Origin of the sequence: Nocardioides agariphilus, from assembly GCF_015352445.1 — a bacterium.
Taxonomy (GTDB): domain Bacteria; phylum Actinomycetota; class Actinomycetes; order Propionibacteriales; family Nocardioidaceae; genus Nocardioides; species Nocardioides agariphilus.
The window spans coordinates 119,654-142,687 of record NZ_JADKPO010000004.1; the positions used below are offsets into that span (position 1 = coordinate 119,654).

Sequence of the window (23,034 nt, forward strand, 5' to 3'; positions counted from 1 at the left end):
CACCCGGCCATGCCCCCCGGAGGCGGCTCACCTGCGCGAGTCGTCCGCGAGGACGACCCGGTCCGGCTTGCCGAGCTCGACGCTGTCGTGACAGCTCACCGGCGACGTCGTGGTGCAGCTCGCGATCCGCGTCAGCCCCGTCTCGTCGTCCTCCACGACCCACGCGACGCCTCCGGCAGTGTCGAACACCGCGCCGCGGGGCACGTCCTGGCCGGACCACACCTCGACCTGGAGACCCGTGCGGGTGTCGACGAGGCGGGGCTGCCGACGCTGCTGCGGCCCGGTGAGGACGAACCCGCCATCAGGCGACAGCGAACCTCCGAACCCGGGCAGGTGGGTCTCCCCCTGGCGACCCGAACGTACGACGCGCAGGAACGTCCCCCACTGCTCCAGGCGGGTGCCCGCGACGGCGTCGACCAGCGCGGTGCGGTCGGCGACCGCCTCGGCGAACCCGTCACCGGTCAGCTGCGCAGGCCCACCGCGGGGGTCCCACGCCCAGTCCTTGAGTCCCTGTCCGAAGCGCAGCCAGCCACCGTCGAACGTGATCGGCCGGACGCCCGGCCGCGTCACGACCGCCGCGACCTCGCGTCCCTGGCGCAGGTCCCACACGACCAGCCGCGTCAGTCCGGGGACAGAGACGTCCACCCATGCGACGAGGCCGAGACCCGGCGACGAGACCAGGGCGGAGCCATCAGCCACCTCGCCGAGCAACGTACGGGTGCCGTCCGGCTCCGCCCCGACCAGACGTCCTCTCGAGTCGACGTACGCCGCACCGGCACCGACCGCCACCAGCCGCCGTACGTCCGAGACCTCGAGGACCGCGCTCGGCAGGTGCAGCTGCCCGTCGGCCCACCAGACGACGTTCGCGGCGTTGTCCTCGACCCGGGCCGCAGCCGGGTCCAGCGCATCGCCGGGCCCGACCAGCGGCTCGGGTCGGGCCAGCCACGACGCGAGTGCGAGGACGAGGGCGGTCGCTGCGGCCACGCCGGCACTCTGTAGCCAACGACGTCGACGGTTGCGGCCGGCCGCGGCACGCACCCTGGCATAGGGCACGGGGAACACGCCGGCCGGCTCGTCCTCCTCGTCGCCCAGAGGTACGGGCAGGGCCGAAGCGGCCCGCACCCGAGACGTCGGGAGCCCCAGCACCTCGGCGACCTGGACCTCGTCGAGGCCGGCGTGCTCACGCAGGACCCGCACCAGCTCCGTCTCGCCAGGAGCGGACTCGCCGACCCGGCGCCGGCGACGCTCGTCGCTCGCCAGCACGCCTGCCCACAAGACGACGTCGGGGTCGCCGGCCTCCGACAGCGCCCACCATTCCTGACGGATGGCCGCGAACGCCGAGGTGGCGGTGTCCTCGGCGGCTGCGAGGTCGGCGCCGATCAGGAGGAGACAGCGCAGCACCGTGGCACCGCGCGCGGCGACGTACGCCTCGAAGTCCCGCTCACCCCGCACCCCTCCATGGTGTCCCCGGAGCCCGCGCACGGCTAGCGTCCCCGAGGTGACCTTCGACGTGACGGCCGATGCCTACGCGCGGTTCATGGGCCGGTACGCCGACCCGCTTGCCGAGCTCTTCGCGGATCTGGTCCTCGACGCCGGCGACCTGGGGGCCGACGACAAGATCCTCGACGTCGGTTGCGGGCCGGGCACCGTCACCGCTGTGCTGGCCGCCCGTCTGGGCGTCGGGCGCATCGCTGCCGTCGACCCGTCACCGACCCTCGTCGCCTCGGCGCGCGACCGGTTCCCGGCAGCCGATGTGCGCGAAGCGACCGCTGAGCAACTGCCCTTCGATGACGGCGCCTTCGGTGCCGCGGTCTGCCAGCTGGTGGTGCCGTTCATGGCAGACCCGCATCGCGGCCTCGCCGAGATGAGCCGGGTGGTCCGCGACGGAGGCGTGGTAGCCGCGTGTGCCTGGGATGCCGCGGAGGGCCCGATGGCGTCGTACTGGCGGGTGGCCGACCAGCTCGACCCCGGAGCTGCGCGCGCGATGGACCTGCCGGGATCGCGCGAGGGCCAGCTCGCGGCGATGATGCCGCCCGGCATCTGCGACATCAGGTCCACCACTCTCACCGTGCACGTCGAGGTCGCGACCTTCGAGGAGTGGTGGTCACCGTTCGCGTTCGGGATCGGTCCGGCGGGCGAGTACTTCGTGGGGCTCGGCCCCGATGAGCAAGAGGCGCTGCGTGAGGGGTGTCGTGCGTCGCTGCCGACGGAGCCGATCCGCATCTCGGGGACTGCGCGAGCAGCAGTCGGCCGGCGCGGCTGATCAGCCAGCCGAGAGCGACATCGGCCCGTAGACCGCGCGGTCGCCCTCGAACAGGGTCACCCCCGTCACGCCGTGCTCAGCCAGGTCGGACCAGATCTCCCCCACCCACGACTCAGCGTCGGCCTGGGAGACGAACCTCTGTCCGTCGTACTCCTCCGAGGCCGAGACCTCGTTGCCGGCGGCGTCCTCCAGACGCCACCACCACGGGCGCTCGGCTGCCGTCGGGGGACGGAAGGTGGGCGGCTGCTCGGGGAGGTTCACGACTCACGCACCGACGGGTGGACGAACGGCAGCTTCGCCGAGCGGAACAGCTCGCGCCGGCCGCGCACGTCGACGGTCAGCTCGGCCTCGGGGTGGACGAACGCCGGCAGCAGGGCCAGGCCGATCCCCTGACGCAGGGTGGGGCTGAAGGTGCCCGACGTGATCGCGCCGAGCGCCACGTCAGCGGAGAGGAACACCATCATCCCGGGTCGCGGGATGCCTCGACCGTCGGCGACCAGCCCGCGCAGCAGCCGCTGGGGGCCGGCTGCCTTCTCGGCGAGCAACGCCTCGCGTCCCCAGAAACGCTCCTTGCTCCACCCGACCGCCCAGCCGAGCCTGGCCTGGTTGGGGGTGACGTCGAGGCTGATGTCCTGGCCATGGAGCGGGTAGCCCATCTCGGTGCGGAGGGTGTCGCGAGCACCGAGCCCGCACGCGAGCATCCCGTGGGCGGCGCCCGCCTCCATCAGGCGGTCCCACAGCGCGCCGGCGACCTCGTTGACCGCGATCAGCTCGTAGCCGCGCTCACCGGTGTAGCCGGTGCGGCAGACCACGACGCCGGCACCGGCGAACTCGGCCTCGACGAAGGTCATGTAGTCGTGACCCGCGGGCAGCCCGACGGCCGCCAGCACCTCGTCGGACCTGGTGCCCTGCACGGCCAAGACGGCGTAGGACGTGTGGTGGTCGACCACCTTGACGCCCTCTGGCGCCGCCACAGCAAGCCGTCGCACGACCTCGGCCGTGTTGGCGGCGTTGGGGACGAGCAGGACATGCTCGTCGTCTTGGTAGTAGGCGATGAGGTCATCGACGATGCCGCCGGTCTCGTCGTCGCAGCACAGCGTGTACTGCGCCTTGCCGGGGTGGATCCTGGCAAGGTCGTTGCTCAGCGTTGCATTGACGTGCGCGGCCGCTCCGGGCCCGCTGACCATCGCCTTGCCGAGGTGGCTCACGTCGAAGATCCCGACGGCCTCACGAACGGCCGTGTGCTCCTTGACGACGCCCGAGGGGTATTCCAGCGGCATGCTCCACCCGCCGAACTCGGCGAACTTCGCACCCAGCGCCACGTGGCGGTCGTGCAGCGGTGACTGCAGGAGGGCCGCCCCGCCCTTGTCGCCGCCCGTGTCCGCACCCTTGTCGCCGCCCGTGCCACTGACCGCATCCATGACCAGAACCCTACCGAGCGGCGAACCCCGGCACGGGCAGGCAGCCTGGCTAGAGTGCGGCGCGTGACGTCGTACCACCTCCGCAGCGCGAGCCCCGCCAAGACCCGCTCCGACGTCGTCGTGGTCGGCGCCGTCCAGTCCGGCAAGGACGTGCGGCTCGCTCCGGGTGCCGAGGACGTGGCCGAGGCCTATGGCCGCAAGCTGCGGCCGATGCTGTCGACCCTGGGCTTCGGCGCGAAGCCGGGTGAGGTCGCCAAGGTGCCGACCGCGGGTGTCATCTCCTCTCCGCTGCTGGTGCTCGTCGGGCTCGGGGAGGACCCCGGGCCGGTCGCCGTGCGCCGCGCCGCCGGCAGCGCGGCCCGAGCGATCAGCAACGCGTCGTCGGTCGCGCTGGCGTTGCCGGCAGACTCCCCCGAGCTGGTGCGCGCCGTGATCGAGGGCTACGAGCTGGGGTCCTACACGTTCACGACGTACAAGCGCAAGCGCGCCGCCGAGTCCCAGGGTGCCAACACGGTGTCGCTGCTGACCCCGATCGCCCGGCAGCAGGCTGCCGTGTCCGCCTCGGAGGAAGCACTGCTGGTCGCCGATGCCGTGAGGGAGGCCCGCGACTGGGTCAACCTGCCTCCGGCCGACCTGCGGCCCCCCGACTTCGCCGAGGCCGTCGCCGCAGCCGCCAAGAAGCTCGGCCGTGGCGCTAAGGTGAAGGTGACCGTCCTCGACGAGAAGCGGCTGGCCGACCTCGGCTGCGGCGGGATCCTTGCCGTCGGCGAAGGCTCCTCGGCCCCGCCTCGACTCGTCGAGTTGGTCTACGACCCCGCCGACGCGGTCGGCCACGTGGCGTTGGTCGGCAAGGGCATCACCTACGACTCCGGCGGTCTCTCGATCAAGCCCGCCAGCGGCATGACGACCATGAAGTCCGACATGGCCGGCGCAGCCGCCGTCGTGCAGGCCACGTTCGCGATCGCCAGGCTCGGCCTGCCCCTCAAGATCTCGGCCTTCGCCCCGATGGCCGAGAACATGGTCTCCGGCAGCGCGATGCGCCCCGGTGACGTGGTCACGCACTACGGCGGCACGACCAGCGAGGTCCTCAACACCGACGCCGAGGGACGACTGATCCTCGCCGACGCCCTGGTGCGAGCCACGGAGCTCGTGCCCGACGCGATCCTCGACGTCGCGACCCTGACCGGTCACATGGTCATCGCCCTCGGTGACAAGGTCGCGGGCGTGCTCGGATCCGACGAGGTTGTCGGCGGCGTGCTGGCGGCCGGCGAGGCCGCGGGCGAGGGGCTGTGGCCGATGCCGATTCCGGAGGCCATGGTCGAGCGCATCAAGAGCAGCAAGATCGCCGACCTCCTCCAACACGACGGCAACCGATGGGGCGGCGGCCTGTTCGCAGCGGCCTACCTACGGGAGTTCACCGCCGGCCTGCCCTGGGCCCACCTCGACATCGCGGGCACTGCCTTCAACTCCGGCGGGCCCTACGGCCACATCACCTCGGGGGGTACGGGCTTCGGTGTCGCCACCTTGGTCGACTACGCCAGGTCGCTGGTGGTCAACGCAGGTTGAGGTGCCGCGGTCTTCATGACCCGCGCCCTCCTCACCCGCCCGGGTTCTGCTTGCGCCGCCTGTTGTAGTCGCGCATCCGTTGGGGGACGCCGACCACTGCGGCGTCGTAGGACGGGACCTGGTGGCGGTTGCAGAACTTGTGTGCCCAGTCGACCGACGGAACCCGACGACGGGTCCACTCGCCGTCGTGGGCCACGAGCAGGAGCGTGACGTCGCTGACGGCTGTGCGCGGCTCCACGAAGCCCTCGACGCCGCGCCTGGTGGTGACGAACTCGAACAGATGTCCCTCATCGGCAGCGTCGGAGGCGCGGACGCGGGTGGAGCCCGTGCGGGCCGAGTCACGTGCTGGCGGACGAAGTCGCACGCGTGGGCCGCGGCGGAACCGGTCGAACAACCCCATGCGCCTAGTGTGCCCCAGACGTTGAACGCGGGTGGGCCACCAGGGCTCGGGGCGCCGGAGACCGGTGTGGACACGTCAGACGAAAGTGCAAGGATGGGCGGGCATGGACGTGGGGCATGACGACTGACTTGTGAGAGCGGAAGGACCAGCGTGAAGGCCGAGTTCGACGTACTCATTCTCGGGGCGGGGTCGGGTGGCTACGCCTGCGCCCTGCGAGCCGCGCAGCTGGGCCTGAGCGTCGGCCTGGTCGAGAAGGGCAATCTCGGTGGCACGTGTCTCCACGTGGGCTGCATCCCGACCAAGGCGCTGCTCCACGCGGCCGAGATCGCTGACGGCGCGCGCGACTCCGCGCAGTTCGGGGTGCGCGCCACTCTCGACGGCATCGACATGGAGGGCGTCAACAGCTACAAGGACGGCGTCGTGTCACGGCTGTTCAAGGGACTGTCGGGTCTGATCAAGGGCCGCGGCATCACCGTCATCGAGGGTGTGGGGCGGCTGACCGGTCCCCGCGAGGTGACGGTGGGCGGCTCGGCCTACTCCGGCCGTCACGTGGTGCTCGCCTCGGGCTCCTACGCCAGGTCCCTGCCCGGTCTCGACATCGACGGCGACCGGGTGATCACCAGCGAGCACGCGCTTCGCCTCGACGCCGTGCCGGCGTCGGTGGTGGTGCTGGGTGGCGGCGTGATCGGCTGTGAGTTCGCGAGCGTATGGCGGTCCTTCGGCGCCGAGGTGACCATCGTCGAGGCTCTGCCCCGGCTGGTTCCTGCCGAGGACGAAGCCAGCTCGAAGGCGCTGGAGCGCGCGTTCCGCAAGCGCGGGATCGTGATGCGCACCGGCACGCCGTTCCAGTCCGTCAAGGTCACCGACGACGGTGTCGCCGTGACGGTCGAGGGCGGCGAGGTGATCGAGGCCGAGCTGATGCTGGTGGCGGTGGGGCGTGGACCGTCGACCGACGGACTCGGCTACGCCGAGCAGGGCGTGGCGATGGAGCGCGGCTTCGTGCTCGCCGACGACCGATGCCGCACCAACCTCGAGGGCGTCTATGCCGTCGGCGACATCGTGCCGGGCCTGCAGCTGGCCCACCGCGGCTTCCAGCAAGGCATCTTCGTCGCCGAGGACATCGCCGGCCTTGCCCCCGCGACGATCGACGAGGCCGGGATCCCGCGCGTCACCTACTCCCACCCCGAGGTCGCCTCCGTCGGCCTCACCGAGGCCCAGGCCACCGAGCGCTACGGCGAGGTCGAGTCGCTGACCTACGACCTAGGCGGCAACGGCAAGAGCCAGATCCTCAAGACCCAGGGCTTCGTCAAGCTCGTCCGCCGCAAGGAGGGACCCGTCGTCGGCATCCACCTGGTCGGGGACCGCGTCGGCGAGCTGGTGGGCGAGGCACAGCTCATCTACGGCTGGGAAGCCCACGCCGAGGACGTCGCCCCGCTCGTCCACGCCCATCCCACCCAGAACGAAGCGCTCGGCGAGGCCCACCTGGCCCTGGCCGGCAAGCCCCTGCACGCCCATTCCTGACACTCATCCCACCCCCGCTCACCAAAGGAGCCCCATGGCCACCGAAGTCACCCTCCCGGCGCTCGGCGAGTCCGTCACGGAGGGCACCGTCACCCGCTGGCTCAAGCAGGTCGGTGACTCGGTGTCGATCGACGAGGCGTTGCTCGAGGTGTCCACCGACAAGGTCGACACCGAGATCCCCTCGCCCGTCGCCGGCACGCTGCTGGAGATCAAGGCCGCCGAGGACGAGACCGTGGAGGTCGGCGCCGTCTTGGCACTGATCGGCAATGAGGGTGAGTCGACGGGCGGGCAGGAGGAGGCTCCCGCCGAAGAGCCCGCCGCCGAGGAGGCTCCCGCCGAGCAACCCGCCGCCGAGGAGGCTCCCGCCGAGCAGCCCGCCGCCGAGCAGCCCGCCGCCGAGCAGCCCGCCGCCGAGCAGCCCACCGCCGCGGAAGCTCCCGCCGAGGAGGCTCCCGCCGAGCAGCCCGCCGCCGAGGCTCCGTCGACCGGAGGCGGCGCGACGACCTCGGTGACGCTGCCTGCGCTGGGCGAGTCGGTGACCGAAGGCACCGTCACGCGCTGGCTCAAGCAGGTCGGTGACCAGGTAGCCGTCGACGAGGCGTTGCTCGAGGTCTCGACCGACAAGGTCGACACCGAGATCCCCTCCCCCGCTGCCGGCACGCTGCTCGAGATCAAGGTCAACGAGGACGAGACCGTCGAGGTCGGCGCCGAGCTCGCGATCATCGGCGAGCAGGGGGCCAGCACGCCGGCTGCGAGTCCCGCCGAGCCGGCGCCCGCCGCCGAGGCCGAGCAGCCGGCCCAGGCCGAGCAGCCCGCCGAGGTCGAGCAGCCCGCCCAGCCTCAGCAGCCCGCAGCCGCTGCTCCGGCTCCCGCGTCGGGGGGCGACGGCGACGAGCCCTCGGGCTACGTCACCCCACTGGTGCGCAAGATGGCGGCCCAGCACAACGTCGACCTGGCCAGCGTGAGCGGCACGGGCGTCGGCGGCCGGATCCGCAAGCAGGACGTCCTCGACGCCGCCGCCAAGCAGGGCACCACCGCCCCCGCTCCGACAGCGGCTGCCCAGGCCGCCGCGCAGCCGGCTCCCGCCGCGGCCGCAGCCCCTGCGGCACCGGCGACACCAGCCGCTCCTGCCACGCCGGCGGCCCCCGCGGCTCCGGCTGCTGCGAGCACCTCGACGGTACCTGCCACCCTGCGTGGCACGACCGAGAAGATGTCGCGGCTGCGCAAGGTGATCGCCACGCGGATGCTCGAGTCGCTGCAGACCAGCGCCCAGCTGACCACGGTCGTCGAGGTCGACATCACGGCGGTCTCGCGGCTGCGCGACCAGGTGAAGGCCGACTTCGCCAAGCGCGAGGGCGTGAAGCTGTCCTTCATGCCGTTCTTCGCCAAGGCGGTCATCGACACGCTCAAGGAGCACCCCAAGCTCAATGCCGCGATCGACACCGAGGCAGGCGAGGTCACCTACTACGACCGCGAGAACATCGCGATCGCGGTCGACACCGAGAAGGGCCTCCTGACACCGGTCATCAAGGATGCCGGCGACCTGTCGATCGCCGGGTTGGCTCGCAAGATCGCCGATGTCGCCGAGCGCACGCGCAACAACAAGATCACCCCCGACGAGCTGTCGGGAGGCACCTTCACGCTGACCAACACCGGCAGCCGCGGCGCGCTCTTCGACACCCCGATCATCAACCAGCCGCAGGTGGCGGTCCTCGGCACCGGCGCGGTGGTCAAGCGTCCGGTGGTCATCGACGACGCCAACCTGGGCGAGACCATCGCCGTACGCCAGATGGTCTACCTGGCCCTCACCTACGACCACCGTCTCGTAGACGGCGCCGACGCCGCCCGGTTCCTCAGCGACGTGAAGGCCCGGCTCGAGACCGGCACGTTCGAGGTCTGATGCGACTTCTCGTCGCCGGGTCGACCGGCTTCCTCGGCTCGCACCTCGTCGAGGGACTCCGGGCGGCAGGCGACGACGTAGTCAGGTTGGTGCGCCGGCCGCCGACCGCCCCCGACGAGGTGCCGTGGGACCCTGCCGCCGGCGTGCTCGACCTCTCGGCACTCGACGGGATCGACGTCGTGGTCAACGTGGCCGGCTCCCCCACCATCGGCAACCCTCACTCGAAGAAGTGGGCGCGCAACCTGCGCGAGAGCCGGCTCTCCACGACCCGCACGCTCGCGGAGGCCATTGCCGCCCACGACGCCCACCCGGTCTACGTCGCCCAGAACGCCCTCGGCTGGTACGGCGACCACGGCTGCGAGGTCGTCACCGAGTCGTCCGACAGCCGCGGTGCGTCGTTCATGACGCTGGTCTGCCGCGAGTGGCAGCAAGCCACCGACCCGGCAGCCGAGGCCGGTGCGCGCGTCGCGCTCCTGCGGACCGTCCCCGTGATGGACCGCACGGCTCCACCGCTCAAGCAGCTGGCGCTGGCTTTCCGGCTCGGTCTCGGGGCCCAGCTCTCCGACGGTCGACAGTTCTTCCCCGTCATCTCGTTGCGCGACTGGACGGCGGCCGCCGTGCACGTCTGCCACGACGCGGCCATCTCCGGCCCGGTCAACCTGTGCGCACCTCGTACTCCCACCAACGCCGAGTTCACCCACGCACTTGCCAGGGCGCTGCACCGCAAGGCCCTGGTGCGAGTGCCGGCGTTCGCCATCAAGGTGGGCGCCGGCCGGATGGCCGGCGAGGTGCTCGGCTCGGTCAACGTACGTCCCGAGGTGCTCGACCGGGCGGGCTTCGAGTTCTCCGACCACGACGTCGACGACGTGCTCGCCGTCGGCCTGGCTCGATGATCGAGCGGCGGGCCCACGACCGCGAGACCGTCAGCGAGCTGCTCGCCGCGATGGACTCGTGGCCCCATCCCGACCGGGTGGCGGCCGGCCTCCACCAAGGCGACCTCGGCTGGCACCTGCGTCTGGACGACGAGGCGATCGTTGAGGCGTTCGTGGGCTGGTGGGACGGCAACGACCTGCTCGCGGTGGGGCTGCTCGAGGGTGGGTTCGGACGCTTCGCCATCCAACGTGGCTGGGAGCGGGACGCGAGGCTCGGGGAGCAGGTGGCCCGGGCCTGTCGGGACCTGCCCGGCGAGGAGGCCTTCGCCGACCTGCGCCCCGAGACCGCCACCCGCCGGATCCTTGCTGGCGAGGGCTGGACGCTCGACCCCGATCCGTGGGTCGCGTTGCACCTCGACCTCGCCCAGTGGCAGCCCGCCGCGCGCTCGAGCGGCGCGACGGTCGTCGAGGCAGCCGATGCAGTGGGCGAGCGCGTGTCGGTGCAACGGGCCGGGTTCGACCGATCCACGTTCACCGAGGAGGCCTGGCAGCGGATGGCTGCGGGGCCCGGCTACCGACGTGACCTCGACCTCGTCGTGCTGGGAGGCGGGACGCCGACGTCGATCGCGACTGCCTGGTGGGCTGGCCGCGATGCGACCGCCATCCTCGAACCGGTCGCCACGCACCGCGACCACCGCGGCGAGGGCTGGGGACTCCGAGTGGTGACCGAGGTCATGGCACGGCTGGCGGACCTCGGCGCTTCCGGCGTCACGGTGTGCACCCCGGCCGACAACGCCGGCGCCGTCGCGACCTACCGGGCAGCGGGCCTGCACGAGGTCGAGCGCTTCACCGCCCTGGTGCGTCAGTCCGCCGGATAGGTCTCGGCGACGAGCCACCGGTCACCGGGTCGCACCAGCACGACCTGACGCGTCGAGGGCTGGTCGTGCGGCAGCGCCCACGGTTTGCCCCGCCGGTCGACGACAGCGGCTTGGAGCAACACCTCGGTGACCCGCAGCACGATGCGCCGGGGCAGGTCCGTCAGGACCACCACCGACAAGACCTGCGTGGTCATGCCTCTCACCCGAAGCCCCCGGCGCGTGTAGCCGTGCAGCACCGCGCGGTCCGCCGCCCCTGTGCGAGAGCGGTCGGTGTAGAGCTCCGAGAGGGCAGCACCGTCGCCGCGTGCGTAGGCGCGAGCTCGCTGGGCGTCCCAGGTGTGCAGCACCCGCAGTGCCCGCGACTCGACGCCCGGCTCGCCGACGGGTCTCGTCCGCGACCGACCCTCGCTGGACCCAGCACCGTCGACGATGACGAGTACGACGGCCAGCAGAGCCCCGAGAACCAGCACGAGCAGCAGCGAGAGTCGAGCCATGGACAACAAGCCTGCGCGATCGCGGGCGGCGGCGTCGGCGCTCATCCACAGGCGTACGGTTGGCATCGTGCAGCTGGACTTCCGGATCGCCGGCCTCGGACCCGACGCCGTCGACTATCTTGAGGCCTGGGAGCTGCAGCGTCAGGTGCACGCAGCCGTGGTGGCGGGCGATCAGCCGCCGACGGTCCTTCTCCTGGAGCACCCACCGGTCTTCACCGCCGGCAAGCGCACCGATGCCCACGAGCGGCCCGCCGACCCCGGCGGCGCGCCCGTCATCGACGTCGACCGGGGCGGCAAGATCACCTTCCACGGTCCCGGCCAGCTCGTTGGCTACCCGATCGTGTCGCTGCCTGACCACGTCAAGGTCGTCGACTACGTGCGTCGGGTCGAGGAGGCGCTGATCGGCGTCTGTCGCGACCTCGGCGTCACGACCGCGCGGGTGCCAGGGCGCAGCGGCGTCTGGCTCCAGGCCGACCCCAGCCGCGGCCTGCCGGAGCGGAAGGTCGCGGCCATCGGCATCCGCGTGAGCCGGGGCGTCGCGATGCACGGGTTCGCCCTCAACTGCGACGTGGACCTGGCCTGGTACGACCGGTTCGTGCCGTGTGGCATCGCCGACGCCGGAGTCACCTCGCTCTCAGCCGAGCTGGGCCGCGACGTGACCGTCACGGAGGTGCTGCCGATCGTCGAGCGGCACCTGCGCGCCCTGCTCGCCTGGGCGCCGTACGTCGCGACGCCCGACTACGAGCCGCGACCAGAGCCCGGGCGTCTGCCCCGGATCGAGCTCCTCACTCCTTAGTCGTGTAGGGATGCGGAGGCGATTGGGCTCGCGGCGTAGTGTTGGGCGACGTGACGATCGCTCCCGACGGCAGGAAGATGCTGCGCCTCGAGGTTCGCAACGCGGAGACCCCGATCGAGCGCAAGCCGGAGTGGATCAAGACCCGCGCGCGGATGGGTCCGGAGTACACCGCGCTGCAGAGCCTGGTGAAGTCCGAAGGCCTGCACACGGTCTGCCAGGAGGCCGCTTGTCCCAACATCTTCGAGTGCTGGGAGGACCGCGAGGCGACGTTCCTCATCGGCGGCGACCAGTGCACACGGCGTTGCGACTTCTGCCAGATCGACACCGGCAAGCCCCAGCCCCTCGACCGTGACGAGCCGCGCCGGGTCGCCGAGTCGGTCCGCACGATGGGCCTGCGCTACGCGACCATCACCGGTGTCGCCCGCGACGACCTGCCCGATGGTGGCGCGTGGCTCTACGCCGAGACCGTGCGTGCCATTCACGAGCTCAACCCCGGCACGGGCGTGGAGAACCTGATCCCCGACTTCAACGGCCAGCCCGACCTGCTGACCGAGGTCTTCGAGTCGCGGCCCGAGGTGCTGGCCCACAACGTCGAGACCGTGCCGCGGATCTTCAAGCGGATCCGCCCGGCGTTCCGATACGACCGCTCGCTCGCAGTGCTGACCCAGGCCCGCGACTTCGGCCTGGTCACCAAGTCCAACCTGATCCTGGGTCTGGGCGAGACCCGCGAGGAGGTCAGCCAGGCGCTCCGCGACCTCCACGACGCCGGCACCGAGCTGGTCACGATCACCCAGTACCTGCGGCCCTCCGCCCGCCACCACCCCGTGGAGCGATGGGTCAAGCCCGAGGAGTTCGTCGAGCTGGCCGCCGAGGCCGAGGAGATCGGCTTCAGCGGCGTGCTCAGCGGACCGCTCGTGCGTTCGTCCTACCGCGCCGGTCGCCTGTACCGTCAGGCGATGGACGCGCGAACCCTCGCCTGACCGAGCATCACGGATCCCCGGACACGAAAGACTGGCATGGCCAAGACTCCCGAGCAGCCGACGATGAAGCGGCGCGAGCAGTTCGTCGAGACCTTCAAGATGGCTCGTCGCGGCGACCCGCGGCTCGTGTGGTGGCTGCTCGGCGCGTTCGTCATCGGTGCCGCGGTCGGGTTCGGGATCTTCTGGCTGCTCCCCGGCTCGGGGACCTTCCACCTGGTGGCAGGCATCATCGGCGCCGTCATGGTGGGCCTGGTCACCACGTTGGCGATCTTCTCCCGACGCGCCCAAGCCGCCGCCTATGCCCAGCTCGACGGTCGTCCCGGAGCTGCCGCCTCCGCCCTGACCACCTTGCGGCGCGGCTGGAAGTCAGAGCCGGCCGTCGGCTTCAACAAACAGCAGGATGTCGTCCACCGGGTGGTGGGTCCGCCCGGCATCGTGCTCGTCGGCGAGGGCAACGCCTCGCGTCTGAAGGCCCTGCTGGCCAACGAGCGCCGGCGCCACGAGCGGGTCGCGGCCGACACCCCGATCCACGAGTTCATCGTCGGCACCGACGAGGGTCAGGTGCCACTGCCCAAGCTCGTGCGCACGATCAGCAAGCTCAAGCGACAGGTCACGCCAGCCGAGATGACCGACGTCCTCAGCCGCCTCAAGGCCATCGACGCCGCACGACCCAACATTCCGCTGCCCAAGGGCCCGGTGCCGACGAGCATGAAGGGCCTGCGCGGCCAGATGCGCGGTCGCTGAGCCTCACGTCAGGCCGTTGTCGAAGGCGAACGCCGCCGCGGCGGTGCGCGAGCCGACGTCGAGCTTGGTGAAGATGTTGGACAGGTGCCGGGCAACGGTCTTCTCGCTCAGCACCAGGGTGGCGGCGATCTCCGGGTTGCTGCTCCCCCGGGCTACCAGTCGGAGCACCTCCAGCTCGCGGTCGGTCAGCCCACCGGGGCGATCGGCCCCGAGAAGTCTGGCCGCCTCGCGCTCCGCCGGCAACGCGCCCAGGCGGGCAAAGGTGGCGCGGGCGGCGGCGATCTCGCCGGTGGCGGTCTCCTCGTCGCCGAGCTCACGCAGCGCGCGGCCCAGCTGCAGGCGGGCGCGCGCGGCCTCGTACGGCGCGTCGAGCGACCGCCACCACCCCAGCGCACGGCGCAGCTCCGGCACCGCGGAGTCGGCCCGGCCGCTCGCAAGCTCGACGTGCCCGGTGGCGTAGGCCGCCATCGCTCGCAACGCGTCACAGCCGAAGGACTCGGCCACACCCGTGAGCTCGTTCGCGAGCAGCTGGGCCGTCTCGGTCTCCCCCACTGCGAGCATGACCTCGACCGCACCCGGCAGGAGCTGTGACCGGTGGACAGGGTCCATCTGTTCTGCGAGCAAGCGGTTGACCGCGGCCTGGGCCGCAATCGCCCTCCCCCGGTCCAGCCACAACAGCGACCGTCCGGGCTGGGCCTCGTAGCCGAACCCCACTGCGTCGTCGTACGCCATCTCGGACGCCTGCAGGTCTCCCAGGATCCGCAACACCTCACCGCACTCGGCCATCGCCAGGCCGGCGGGCGCTGGCGTCTCGGCCGCGGCGTACCTCACAGCCGCGTTCCGGAACTCCTCGACGGCCTCGACGAAGGCCCCTCCGACCCGCATCAGCTGTCCCCGGTGCACGGCGCACTGTCCGGTGAACTGGACCAGCCCGGGTTGAGTGTCGATCCACGAGGTGAGGGCGCTGGTCCACTGAGCCGCACGGCGGAAGTCCGAGACCTCCTGGCACGCCTCGATCAGCGAGCAGTAGATCTCCCCGGCGAAGATCGGCGACACCTCGCCGGTCGCGATACCCACCATCGCCTCGTCGAGGAGCGCCAGACCGTCGGGCACCCGGCCGGCGTACAGCAGCATCCGCCCTTGGGCGTTCAGGCCGTTGGCGACCAGGTCGGGGTCGCCGTACCGGCGGCCGTAGTCGACGATCCGGGTCGCCAGGCCTCCGGCTTCATCGAACCGGCCGCTGAAGATGTAGCGCATCATCAGGTGGATCAGCACGTACCCGCGCTCAACGACGTCACCCTCGACGTCCTCGAGCAGCCGTTGGCAGCGGGCGACCCAGCCACTCCCGACGGCGGTCTCGCCCTTGACGAGGAGGACGTGTGCCAGCAGGTCCGCGCTTCGCACGGCGGCGAGGGTCTCGCCCCGCCCCAAGTGGATCTGGTAGGCGCGTTGCAAGGCCTGGATGCTGTCGTTGTCGCGGCCCACGAGGTGGGCCGCGACCGCGAGCCGGAAGAAGTCGTCGCCGTCGAGATCAGCATGGTCGGTGTCGGACAGCGTGTCGTAGGCCGTGATCCACTCACGTCGCTGGTAGGCCTCGCGGGCCCGCGCCAAGTCGTTGATCACGCCCATCGCACACCACCCTTGCTCGGAGGATAGCCAGAGTGCTGCCTGGCCGTCTCCTGTCGGTCAGGCCGCGAGGGCTGCCTTCTGCCGATCGGCGATCCGGCGCGCGACGAACTCGGCGTCGCGACCGACCCCGGGCAGCACCATCGAGCTGAACGCGAACTGGAAGGACAGTCCGCAGAAGAACAGGCCAGGTACGGCGTCGACCACGCCGCGGTACTCGACCGGGTAGCCGTCGTCACCGAAGACCGGGGCGTCGATCCAGTCGAACGCCTGCCGGAAGCCCGTGCACCAGACGACGGTGCTGGCGTCGACGACGGTCCCGTCGTCGAGGACGGGCAGGCCATCGCGAACACCGACGACCCGACCGGTGTTGCGGACGACGCCCCGTTGTTCGAGATGCTCCCTCTTCACGCGCAGCATGGGCCCGCCGTGGTGCCTGACCTCGTTCATCTCCTTGCGGCCGATCGGCGTGCGGCGGGTGACGACGTGGCGCCACATGAAGATGATCAGCGGGAAGAACAACCGGATGGCCCGGGAGTTCCAGTCCATCGGGATCTGCCCGCGGTCAGGCCCGACGAGTGTGGTGGGCAGGTGCTCGGCGAGCTCGTAGGCGATGTCGCACCCGGAGTGCGAGGCACCCACGACCAGCACGGGTCCGTCCCCGATCTGGTCGGGGCGGCGGTACTCGCTGGAGTGGAGCTGCCGGATGTTCGGCGCCAGGTCGCTCGCGAAGGGCGGCAGCGTCGGCGTCCGCCCGAAGCTCCCGGTGGCGACCACCACGTTGTCGCAGGTGATCTCCCCGTCACCGAGGACTGCCGTGAACCCACCATCCGGGCGCACCGACAGTCGCTGCACCGACGTCGACATCCGCACCGGCAGGTCCCCGTGGATCGCGTACTTCTCCAGGTAGTCCGCCACGTCGTCCTTGCCCGGGTAGGACCACGGCTCGGCTGGGAAGGCCAGCCCTGGCAGGCCGTCGTACTTGGCCGGGCTGTAGAGCTTCAGCGTGTCCCACTGCGCCCGCCAGTTGTCGCCGACGCGTTCGTTGCGGTCGACGACCAGGCACTCGCGCCCGAGGCGTTGGAGGTGGTGCGCCGTCGCGAGGCCGGCCTGGCCGGCGCCGATGATCAGGGTCTCGATGTGCTGAGTTGTCATGGTCGTCACGCTAGGAACGCGAGCCGTGACGTCGCGTCGGTCGATCTGCCCATCTCTACGGCGAAGGGATGGGTACTCCGCCCGGCTCAGGGGCCTTGACGATCTGCGCGAGGTGTGACCACGAAGTCGAGCTCCCCCACCTTCCCGTTTGCCGATCGGCCCCGGCCCGAAGGAAGTCGACCGCGGACCAGTCAGCGGCGTGGGGGTGGGGTGTCGATGACCCGTCCGGTCGGACTGGTCCATTGGTAGCCGCCGTCGGGTAGGCGGTGGTAGGTCCAGCGGGCGTGGGTCTTGACCCGGTGGTGCCGGCGGCACAGCGGGGCGAGGTTGTCGGGGTGGGTCTGGCCCGGTGGGCCCCCCTCAACTATCGGGAGGTAGGCCTCGATGTGGTCCAGATCGCAGTCTCGGGAGGTCCGGGTGCAGCCGGGGAAGACGCAGACCGGGTCACGCAACCGGACGTACCAGGCCATCGCCTCGGGCGGGTCATGCCCATCCACGGCTCGGACGGTGGTCGGGTCGGTCAGGTCCAGGACCGGCCGCACGACGATCCTGGTGTCGACTCCGAGCCAGTCGGTGACCCAGGCCTTGACCAGGTCGCTGGTCGCAGTCCCGTATCGGCCCGCATCGACCGGGCCGATCACCCCACGGGTGGCCAGGTCGGCCAGGGTGGCCAGGTCCAGGCTCAGCACCAGATCCGCCCTCCCGGCACGGCCGGTCGACTCACCTGTCGTGCCCCTGTCGCTGTTCAACAGGGCCAGGGCGGTCTCGGGGTCGGCCAGGATCCCGACCGCCCGAGCCCGGCGCACCTCGAACCCCTCACCGTCACCCAGCTCCCCCAGCACGGTGGCGACCCGGGACAGGGCCTGGTCGAACGCGACCCCATCGGCCACATCCAGGTCACCGACCAGTTCGAGGGTGGCCGGGGTGCGTCCGGGCCGGACCTCCACCCGACGCGAGGCCAACGCGTTCTGTTCGTCGGCGGCGGCGCGGTCGGGGTCCTCATAGAGCCGGACCTCGTCGACCACCCGCCGGATGAACGGCCTGGTCAGCTTCCCGCCACCGCGCAGCATCTTGTCCACCCGACGCGCCCCGTCCATGGACAGGTCACGGGTCTGCTCAGCCAGATACCGCCCCAACGACACCGACAGCCGCAGTTCTTGGATGTCGCGGTAGATGTGTGGCAACCGGGCGGCCAGCTCGAGGGCATCGCCCATCAGCTCCGCGACCGTCTCGGTCTTCCAGCCCAGCACCGCGGCCAGCTCGGCGGGGGCGAACTCCGCCACCCACGGGGCCCCCTGACCAGCGAGCGGGATCAGGTCTTCTCCGAAGCACCAGCCCGCCGCGTCCTCGGCCTCGGCCTCGGTCACCGGATGCATGAGCGCCCAGTCCGCAGCGGTCGCGAGCAGGTCCGCATCCGCGCGCATCCGCCGGGCCACCGCGTCCTTCGCCGCCTCCAACACCCGCACCCGCGGGGAAAGCGGCGTCATCGTCATACCGATAACCCAACCAGGGACCACCGACAGCCCAGGCCCTCAGAACCCCTTATTCCACTGGGGTTTCTCCACGTTTCGGTAACAGCTGCTTGTTGCCTCACCTGGTTTCGAGACGGGCGCTAGCGCGCCCTCCTCAACCAACGACGGAGACCGGCCAGCGCGCCCTCCTCAACCAACGACGGGGACCGGCCAGCGCGACCCCCTCAACCAACGACGGGGACCGGCCAGCGCGCCCTCCTCAACCAGCAGCGGGGACCGGCCAGCGCGCCCTCCTCAACCAGCGCGAGAGGGAGGAATCCGATGCGCACCCTGGCTCGACGCGTTCGAGATGATCGCGTTCCTGAGGACCGCCGAGGTACGCACGCACTTGGGCGCGGTCACGCGCCTGTGTCTCGCGAACGACCAGCCGCTCGCCCCGGATCGGCGCTGGTGGCCAACCCGCGACCGGCCCGAGGGCGACCATCGGCCTCAGACCACGCTGAGCGGCAACAGCCTCTTGCCCGTGGGCCCGATCTGGATCTCGGTGTCCATCTCGGGGCAGACGCCGCAGTCGTAGCAAGGGGTCCAGCGGCAGTCGTCCACCTCGGCAGTCGACGGGTCGAGCGCGTCCTCCCAGTCGGCCCACAACCAGTCCTTGTCGAGGCCGGAGTCGAGGTGGTCCCAGGGCAGGACCTCGTCGTAGTCGCGCTCGCGGACGGTGTACCAGTCGAGGTCGACGCCCGTGCCGCCCAGCGCCTTGTCGCACGCGGCGGCCCAACGGTCGTAGGAGAAGTGCTCGCTCCAGCCGTCGAAACGGCCACCGTCGCGCCACACCTCCTCGATGACCCGGCCGACCCGGCGGTCACCACGCGAGAGCAGTCCCTCGATAGTGCCCGGCTTGCCGTCGTGGTAGCGGAATCCGATGGCCCGCGCGTACTTGCGGTCGGCGCGCACCTTCTCGCGAAGCAGGCGCAGCCGCTCGTCGGTGGTCTCGTGGTCGAGCTGGGCCGCCCACTGGAACGGCGTGTGAGCCTTCGGCACGAAGCCACCGATCGACACGGTGCAACGGATGTCGTTGCGTCCCGTGACCTCGCGACCCTTGGCGATCACCTTGGTCGCCAGGTCGGCGATCTCGAGCACGTCCTCGTCGGTCTCGGTCGGCAGGCCGCACATGAAGTAGAGCTTCACCTGCCGCCAGCCGTGGTCGAACGCCGTGGCGACGGTGCGGATCAGGTCTTCCTCCGTGACAGCCTTGTTGATCACCTTGCGCAGCCGCTCGCTGCCGCCCTCGGGGGCGAAGGTCAGGCCCGAACGCCGGCCGTTGCGGGAGAACTCATTGGCCAAGGTGATGTTGAAGGCGTCCACCCGCGTCGAGGGCAAGGACAGCGAGATGTTCTGGCCCTCGTAGCGGTCGGCGAGGTCCTTGGCCACCTCACCGATCTCGCTATGGTCGGCACTCGACAACGAGAGCAGCCCGACCTCCTCGAAGCCGGACTTGCGGATGCCGTTCTCGACCATCGCGCCGATGGTCTCGATCGACCGCTCGCGCACGGGACGGGTGATCATGCCGGCCTGGCAGAACCGGCAGCCGCGCGTGCAGCCGCGGAAGATCTCGACCGAGAAGCGCTCGTGCACGGTCTCGGCGAGCGGCACCAGCGGCTTGGCTGGGTAGGGCCACTGGTCGAGGTCCATCAGCGTGTGCTTGCGGACCCGGAACGGGATGCCCGGCTTGTTGGGGACGACGGCCTCGATGGACCCGTCGGCGCCGTAGGTGACGTCGTAGAACCGCGGCACGTAGACGTTCTGGCTCGCGGCCAGCCGCCGCAGCAGCTCGACCCGACCACCTGGCCGGTCCTCGGCCTTCCACTCGCGCACGACCTCGGAGATGGCGAGCACGATCTCCTCGCCGTCACCGAGCACGGCCGCGTCGACGAAGTCGGCGATCGGCTCGGGGTTGAACGCGGCGTGTCCGCCGGCGATCACGACGGGGTCGTCGTCGCCGCGATCGACCGCGTGGAGCGGGATGCCGGCGAGATCGAGCGCGTTGAGCAGGTTGGTGTAGCCGAGCTCGGTCGAGAAGGAGACGCCGAAGAGGTCGAAGTCGCCGACCGGTCGGTGCCCGTCGACCGTGAACTGCGGGATGCGGTGCTCGCGCAGCACCTGCTCCATGTCCGGCCACACCGAGTAGGTGCGCTCGGCCAGGATCCAGTCGCGCTCGTTGAGCACTTCGTAGAGGATCGCCACGCCCTGGTTGGGCAGCCCGACCTCGTAGGCGTCGGGGTACATCAGCGCCCAGCGGACGCTCGGCCCCCGGGTGGCGCAGTCCCACTCCTTGACCGTGGAGTTGAGCTCACCACCGACGTACTGGATCGGCTTCTGCACCGTCGGCAGCAGCGGCTCGAGCATCGGGAAGACGCTCTGGCCTCGGGTGTGCGTCGTGGCTGACACGGGTCGGGACCTCACAGAAGCTAGGCGAACGACCCAGGGTACGACGATCGCGAAACTCGGGCAGAATCCAGGCATGCAGGCGATCCGGGCCCCGGCGGCGTTCGACGGGGAGAGGTTCCTCGAGGGTGGAGCGACGGTCCTGGTCGACGGCGAGCGGATCGTGGGCGTCGAGCCTTTCGGGTTCGACGTACCTCACGGCACCGAGGAGACGTCGTACGACGGGACCTTGCTGCCCGGCCTCATCGACACGCACGTGCACCTGGTGGCCGACGGAACTCCTGGCGGCCTCGAAGCAGCCGGGGCCCTGGGCGATGACGAGGTCACGACCGTCGTCCGCCGCACGCTCGCACAGCAGGCCGCGTCAGGGACGACGACAGTGCGGGACCTGGGCGATGCCAGGTACCTGACGCTGGGCTTCCGCGACGCCGCGAGCCCCGGTGTCCCCCGGATCGTGGCCTCGGGACCGCCGTTCACGATCCGCGACGGACACTGCCACTATCTGGGCGGCGTGGCCGAGGGACCCGCTGACATCCGGGACGCGATGGCCGAGCACGTCGAGCGCGGCGTCGACGTCGTCAAGGTGATGGCCTCGGGAGGCATGCTCACGCCCGGCAGCGACCAGCTCGGCGTGCAGTTCACGGCCGAGGACCTCAGGCTGATCGTCGACCTCGCCCACGAGGCCGGGCTGCCCGTGCACGCTCACGCCCACTCGTTGCGCGGCGCCTGGCACGCACTGGCAGCGCAGGTCGACGGCATCGAGCACTTCAGCTGTCTCACCGACACCGGCATGCAGACTCCCCCGGAGCTGCTCGCCGCTGTCGCGGCGGCAGGCACCGTGGTCTGCCCGACCATCGGGTGGGACCGGTCGATGATCGACCCGGACCGCATGCCGCCGGCGCTGCGACTGCTCACCGAGCGGATGGGGCTGGACCCCGACTCGATGGTGTCTGCTCGCGCCGAGCAGGCGCGCCAGCTGCGCGCGCATGGCGTCACGATCGTCTCCGGCCTGGACGCCGGTGTCAGTCCGCCCAAGGCCCACGGCAACCTGTGGCGCTCTGTCCTGGAGCTCGTGCACGCGGGCTTCCCGGTCGAGGAGGCGTTGGCCACCGCCACGTCGGTCGCGGCTGACGTGTGCCGACTGAGCGAGGTCACCGGTCGGCTGCGAGCCGGCCTCGCCGCGGACCTCCTGGTCGTGTCCGGCGACCTCCGGTCCGAGCCCACCTTGCTCGCAGAGCCCGTCCACGTGGTGATCAGAGGCGTGCCCTGTAGCCCGCCGGTGCCGTAGGGACGGGCAGACAAGGAGGCCGACGAGCCCGCGAAGGTCCCAGGCGCCGCCCCCTAGGGTTGCCCGCATGGCGGCTCAGGACCAGGACTCACGAGCCGGCTTGCTGACCTGGACGAGCCTGACGCCGATCGCCGCACTCGTCCTCCTCGCCCTGACGTGGGGACGCGACCCCAACGCACTGGTCGCGAGCATCGTCTTCGTCGTCCTCGTCGGCGCCGTCCTCGCGGCCGTCCACCACGCGGAGGTCGTCGCGCACCGAGTCGGCGAGCCGTACGGCTCACTGGTGCTCGCGGTGGCCGTCACCGTGATCGAGGTGGCGCTGATCGTGACGCTGATGGTCAGCGGCTCGAAGGACACCTCCGAGCTCGCCAGGGACACCGTGTTCGCGGCCGTCATGATCAGCGTCAACGGGATCGTCGGACTCTCACTGGTCGTCGGCGCCCTGAAGAGGTCTGGCACATCCGGGCTGGCGGTCTTCCACGCCGAGGGCACCGGCTCCTCGCTCGCCACCGTCATCACCCTGGCGACGCTGACCCTCGTGCTGCCCCGCTTCACCACCACCGAGCCCGGACCGGAGTTCTCGGGTGGGCAGCTCGCCTTCGCGGCGGTGGCCTCGCTGCTGGTCTACCTGATGTTCGTGTTCACCCAGACGGTCCAGCACCGCGACTTCTTCTTGCCGGTCGAGGCCCACCACGACCGCGGCCTGCCCGACCAGGACGCCGACGGACATGCCGACCCGCCCTCCAACCGCACCGCCCTGTTCAGCCTGGGCCTCCTGCTCGCGGCGCTCGTCGCCGTGGTCGGCCTGGCCAAGGTCGTCTCGCCCGTGATCGAGGACGCCGTGGCTGCGGTCGGCTTCCCCCACGCGTTCGTCGGTGTGGTGATCGCGGCCCTCGTCTTGCTGCCCGAGTCGATCTCGGCGGTCCGCGCCGCGGCCAGGGAGCGCGTCCAGATCAGCCTCAACCTGGCCTACGGCTCGGCGATGGCCAGCATCGGCCTGACCATCCCGACCATCGCCGTCGCCTCCATCTGGCTCGAGGGCCCGCTCACGTTGGGCCTGGGCGAGACCCAGATCGTGCTGCTGATGCTGTCGGTGCTGGTCGGCGTGCTCACGGTGGTGCCGGGCCGGGCCAAACCCCTCAACGGCGGCCTGCACCTGGCGATCCTGGCGGCCTACGTGTTCTTGAGCATCCAGCCCTGACCCGTCGCCGGG

20 protein-coding genes are annotated in these 23,034 nt (G+C 71.0%); 11 read left to right on the forward strand and 9 right to left on the reverse strand.

Annotation, left to right across the window (positions count from 1 at the left end; all coding sequences use genetic code 11):
* Positions 1-27 precede the first annotated feature (27 nt).
* Positions 28-1,452 (reverse strand): SigE family RNA polymerase sigma factor, encoded by a 1,425-nt coding sequence (locus ISU10_RS04545; RefSeq protein WP_194695182.1) that lies wholly within the window; start codon positions 1,450-1,452, stop codon positions 28-30.
* A gap of 46 nt (positions 1,453-1,498) precedes the next feature.
* Here ISU10_RS04545 and ISU10_RS04550 point away from each other — a divergent pair, with 46 nt between their 5' ends.
* Complete coding sequence (locus tag ISU10_RS04550) at positions 1,499-2,263, forward strand: class I SAM-dependent methyltransferase (protein ID WP_194695183.1); 765 nt, start codon at positions 1,499-1,501, stop codon at positions 2,261-2,263.
* On the opposite strand, the gene ISU10_RS04555 is transcribed toward ISU10_RS04550, so the two are convergent.
* Together ISU10_RS04555 and gcvT are read right to left on the reverse strand one after the other, a co-directional pair.
* Complete coding sequence (locus tag ISU10_RS04555; RefSeq protein WP_194695184.1) at positions 2,264-2,524, reverse strand: hypothetical protein; 261 nt, start codon at positions 2,522-2,524, stop codon at positions 2,264-2,266. It lies immediately after the preceding gene.
* Positions 2,521-3,684, reverse strand: coding sequence for a glycine cleavage system aminomethyltransferase GcvT (gcvT, locus tag ISU10_RS04560; RefSeq protein WP_194695185.1), 1,164 nt, complete (start codon positions 3,682-3,684; stop codon positions 2,521-2,523). Before gcvT ends, ISU10_RS04555 begins: the two co-directional genes overlap by 4 nt.
* Before the next feature lie 63 nt (positions 3,685-3,747).
* On the opposite strand from gcvT, the gene ISU10_RS04565 reads away from it, so the two are divergent.
* Positions 3,748-5,250 (forward strand): leucyl aminopeptidase, encoded by a 1,503-nt coding sequence (locus ISU10_RS04565; protein ID WP_194695186.1) that lies wholly within the window; start codon positions 3,748-3,750, stop codon positions 5,248-5,250.
* A 31-nt stretch (positions 5,251-5,281) separates the two neighbouring features.
* Here the strand turns inward: ISU10_RS04565 and ISU10_RS04570 are convergent, their stop codons facing one another.
* Positions 5,282-5,650 carry a hypothetical protein gene (locus ISU10_RS04570; protein ID WP_228499517.1) on the reverse strand — a complete coding sequence of 123 codons (369 nt, stop codon included), beginning with the start codon at positions 5,648-5,650 and terminating at the stop codon, positions 5,282-5,284.
* A gap of 150 nt (positions 5,651-5,800) precedes the next feature.
* Here ISU10_RS04570 and lpdA point away from each other — a divergent pair, with 150 nt between their 5' ends.
* The 4 genes from lpdA to ISU10_RS04590 are packed head-to-tail and all read left to right on the forward strand — an operon-like array spanning position 5,801 to position 10,821.
* A complete protein-coding gene (lpdA, locus tag ISU10_RS04575) occupies positions 5,801-7,171 on the forward strand; it encodes a dihydrolipoyl dehydrogenase (protein ID WP_194695187.1) in 1,371 nt (456 codons plus the stop codon).
* Positions 7,172-7,205: 34 nt separating this feature from the next.
* Complete coding sequence (locus ISU10_RS04580) at positions 7,206-9,071, forward strand: 2-oxo acid dehydrogenase subunit E2 (RefSeq protein ID WP_194695188.1); 1,866 nt, start codon at positions 7,206-7,208, stop codon at positions 9,069-9,071.
* On the forward strand, positions 9,071-9,964 hold the full coding sequence (locus ISU10_RS04585; protein WP_194695189.1) for a TIGR01777 family oxidoreductase: 894 nt from the start codon (positions 9,071-9,073) through the stop codon (positions 9,962-9,964). Before ISU10_RS04580 ends, ISU10_RS04585 begins: the two co-directional genes overlap by 1 nt.
* Entirely contained in the window at positions 9,961-10,821 is an 861-nt protein-coding gene (locus ISU10_RS04590; protein ID WP_194695190.1) for a GNAT family N-acetyltransferase, read from the forward strand. Before ISU10_RS04585 ends, ISU10_RS04590 begins: the two co-directional genes overlap by 4 nt.
* Here the strand turns inward: ISU10_RS04590 and ISU10_RS04595 are convergent.
* The gene (locus ISU10_RS04595; RefSeq protein WP_194695191.1) at positions 10,806-11,315 is read right to left on the reverse strand and encodes a hypothetical protein; all 510 of its coding nucleotides are present in this window, start codon (positions 11,313-11,315) and stop codon (positions 10,806-10,808) included. The genes ISU10_RS04590 and ISU10_RS04595 overlap by 16 nt on opposite strands.
* Between ISU10_RS04595 and lipB the strand changes: the two genes are divergently transcribed.
* The 3 genes from lipB to ISU10_RS04610 all read left to right on the forward strand — a co-directional run bounded on the left by lipB (position 11,314) and on the right by ISU10_RS04610 (position 13,835).
* Complete coding sequence (lipB, locus tag ISU10_RS04600; protein WP_194695192.1) at positions 11,314-12,111, forward strand: lipoyl(octanoyl) transferase LipB; 798 nt, start codon at positions 11,314-11,316, stop codon at positions 12,109-12,111. The genes ISU10_RS04595 and lipB overlap by 2 nt on opposite strands.
* 77 nt (positions 12,112-12,188) lie before the next feature.
* Positions 12,189-13,091, forward strand: coding sequence for a lipoyl synthase (gene lipA / locus ISU10_RS04605; protein ID WP_194695251.1), 903 nt, complete (start codon positions 12,189-12,191; stop codon positions 13,089-13,091).
* Between the two features lie 36 nt (positions 13,092-13,127).
* Positions 13,128-13,835 (forward strand): DUF4191 domain-containing protein, encoded by a 708-nt coding sequence (locus tag ISU10_RS04610; protein ID WP_194695193.1) that lies wholly within the window; start codon positions 13,128-13,130, stop codon positions 13,833-13,835.
* 3 nt (positions 13,836-13,838) lie between these two features.
* Here the strand turns inward: ISU10_RS04610 and ISU10_RS23760 are convergent, their stop codons facing one another.
* From ISU10_RS23760 to ISU10_RS04630, 4 genes are all read right to left on the reverse strand, one after another.
* Entirely contained in the window at positions 13,839-15,464 is a 1,626-nt protein-coding gene (locus ISU10_RS23760) for a helix-turn-helix transcriptional regulator (protein WP_194695194.1), read from the reverse strand.
* A 57-nt stretch (positions 15,465-15,521) separates the two neighbouring features.
* On the reverse strand, positions 15,522-16,616 hold the full coding sequence (locus ISU10_RS04620) for a flavin-containing monooxygenase (protein WP_194695195.1): 1,095 nt from the start codon (positions 16,614-16,616) through the stop codon (positions 15,522-15,524).
* A 191-nt stretch (positions 16,617-16,807) separates the two neighbouring features.
* A complete protein-coding gene (locus ISU10_RS04625) occupies positions 16,808-18,109 on the reverse strand; it encodes an HNH endonuclease signature motif containing protein (protein WP_194695196.1) in 1,302 nt (433 codons plus the stop codon).
* Between the two features lie 468 nt (positions 18,110-18,577).
* A complete protein-coding gene (locus ISU10_RS04630; RefSeq protein WP_194695252.1) occupies positions 18,578-20,494 on the reverse strand; it encodes a TIGR03960 family B12-binding radical SAM protein in 1,917 nt (638 codons plus the stop codon).
* 115 nt (positions 20,495-20,609) lie between these two features.
* Between ISU10_RS04630 and ISU10_RS04635 the strand changes: the two genes are divergently transcribed.
* Positions 20,610-21,821, forward strand: a complete 1,212-nt coding sequence (locus ISU10_RS04635; protein ID WP_194695197.1) for an amidohydrolase family protein — start codon at positions 20,610-20,612, stop codon at positions 21,819-21,821.
* 67 nt (positions 21,822-21,888) lie between these two features.
* The gene (locus ISU10_RS04640) at positions 21,889-23,022 is read left to right on the forward strand and encodes a calcium:cation antiporter (protein WP_194695198.1); all 1,134 of its coding nucleotides are present in this window, start codon (positions 21,889-21,891) and stop codon (positions 23,020-23,022) included.
* Positions 23,023-23,034 lie beyond the last annotated feature (12 nt).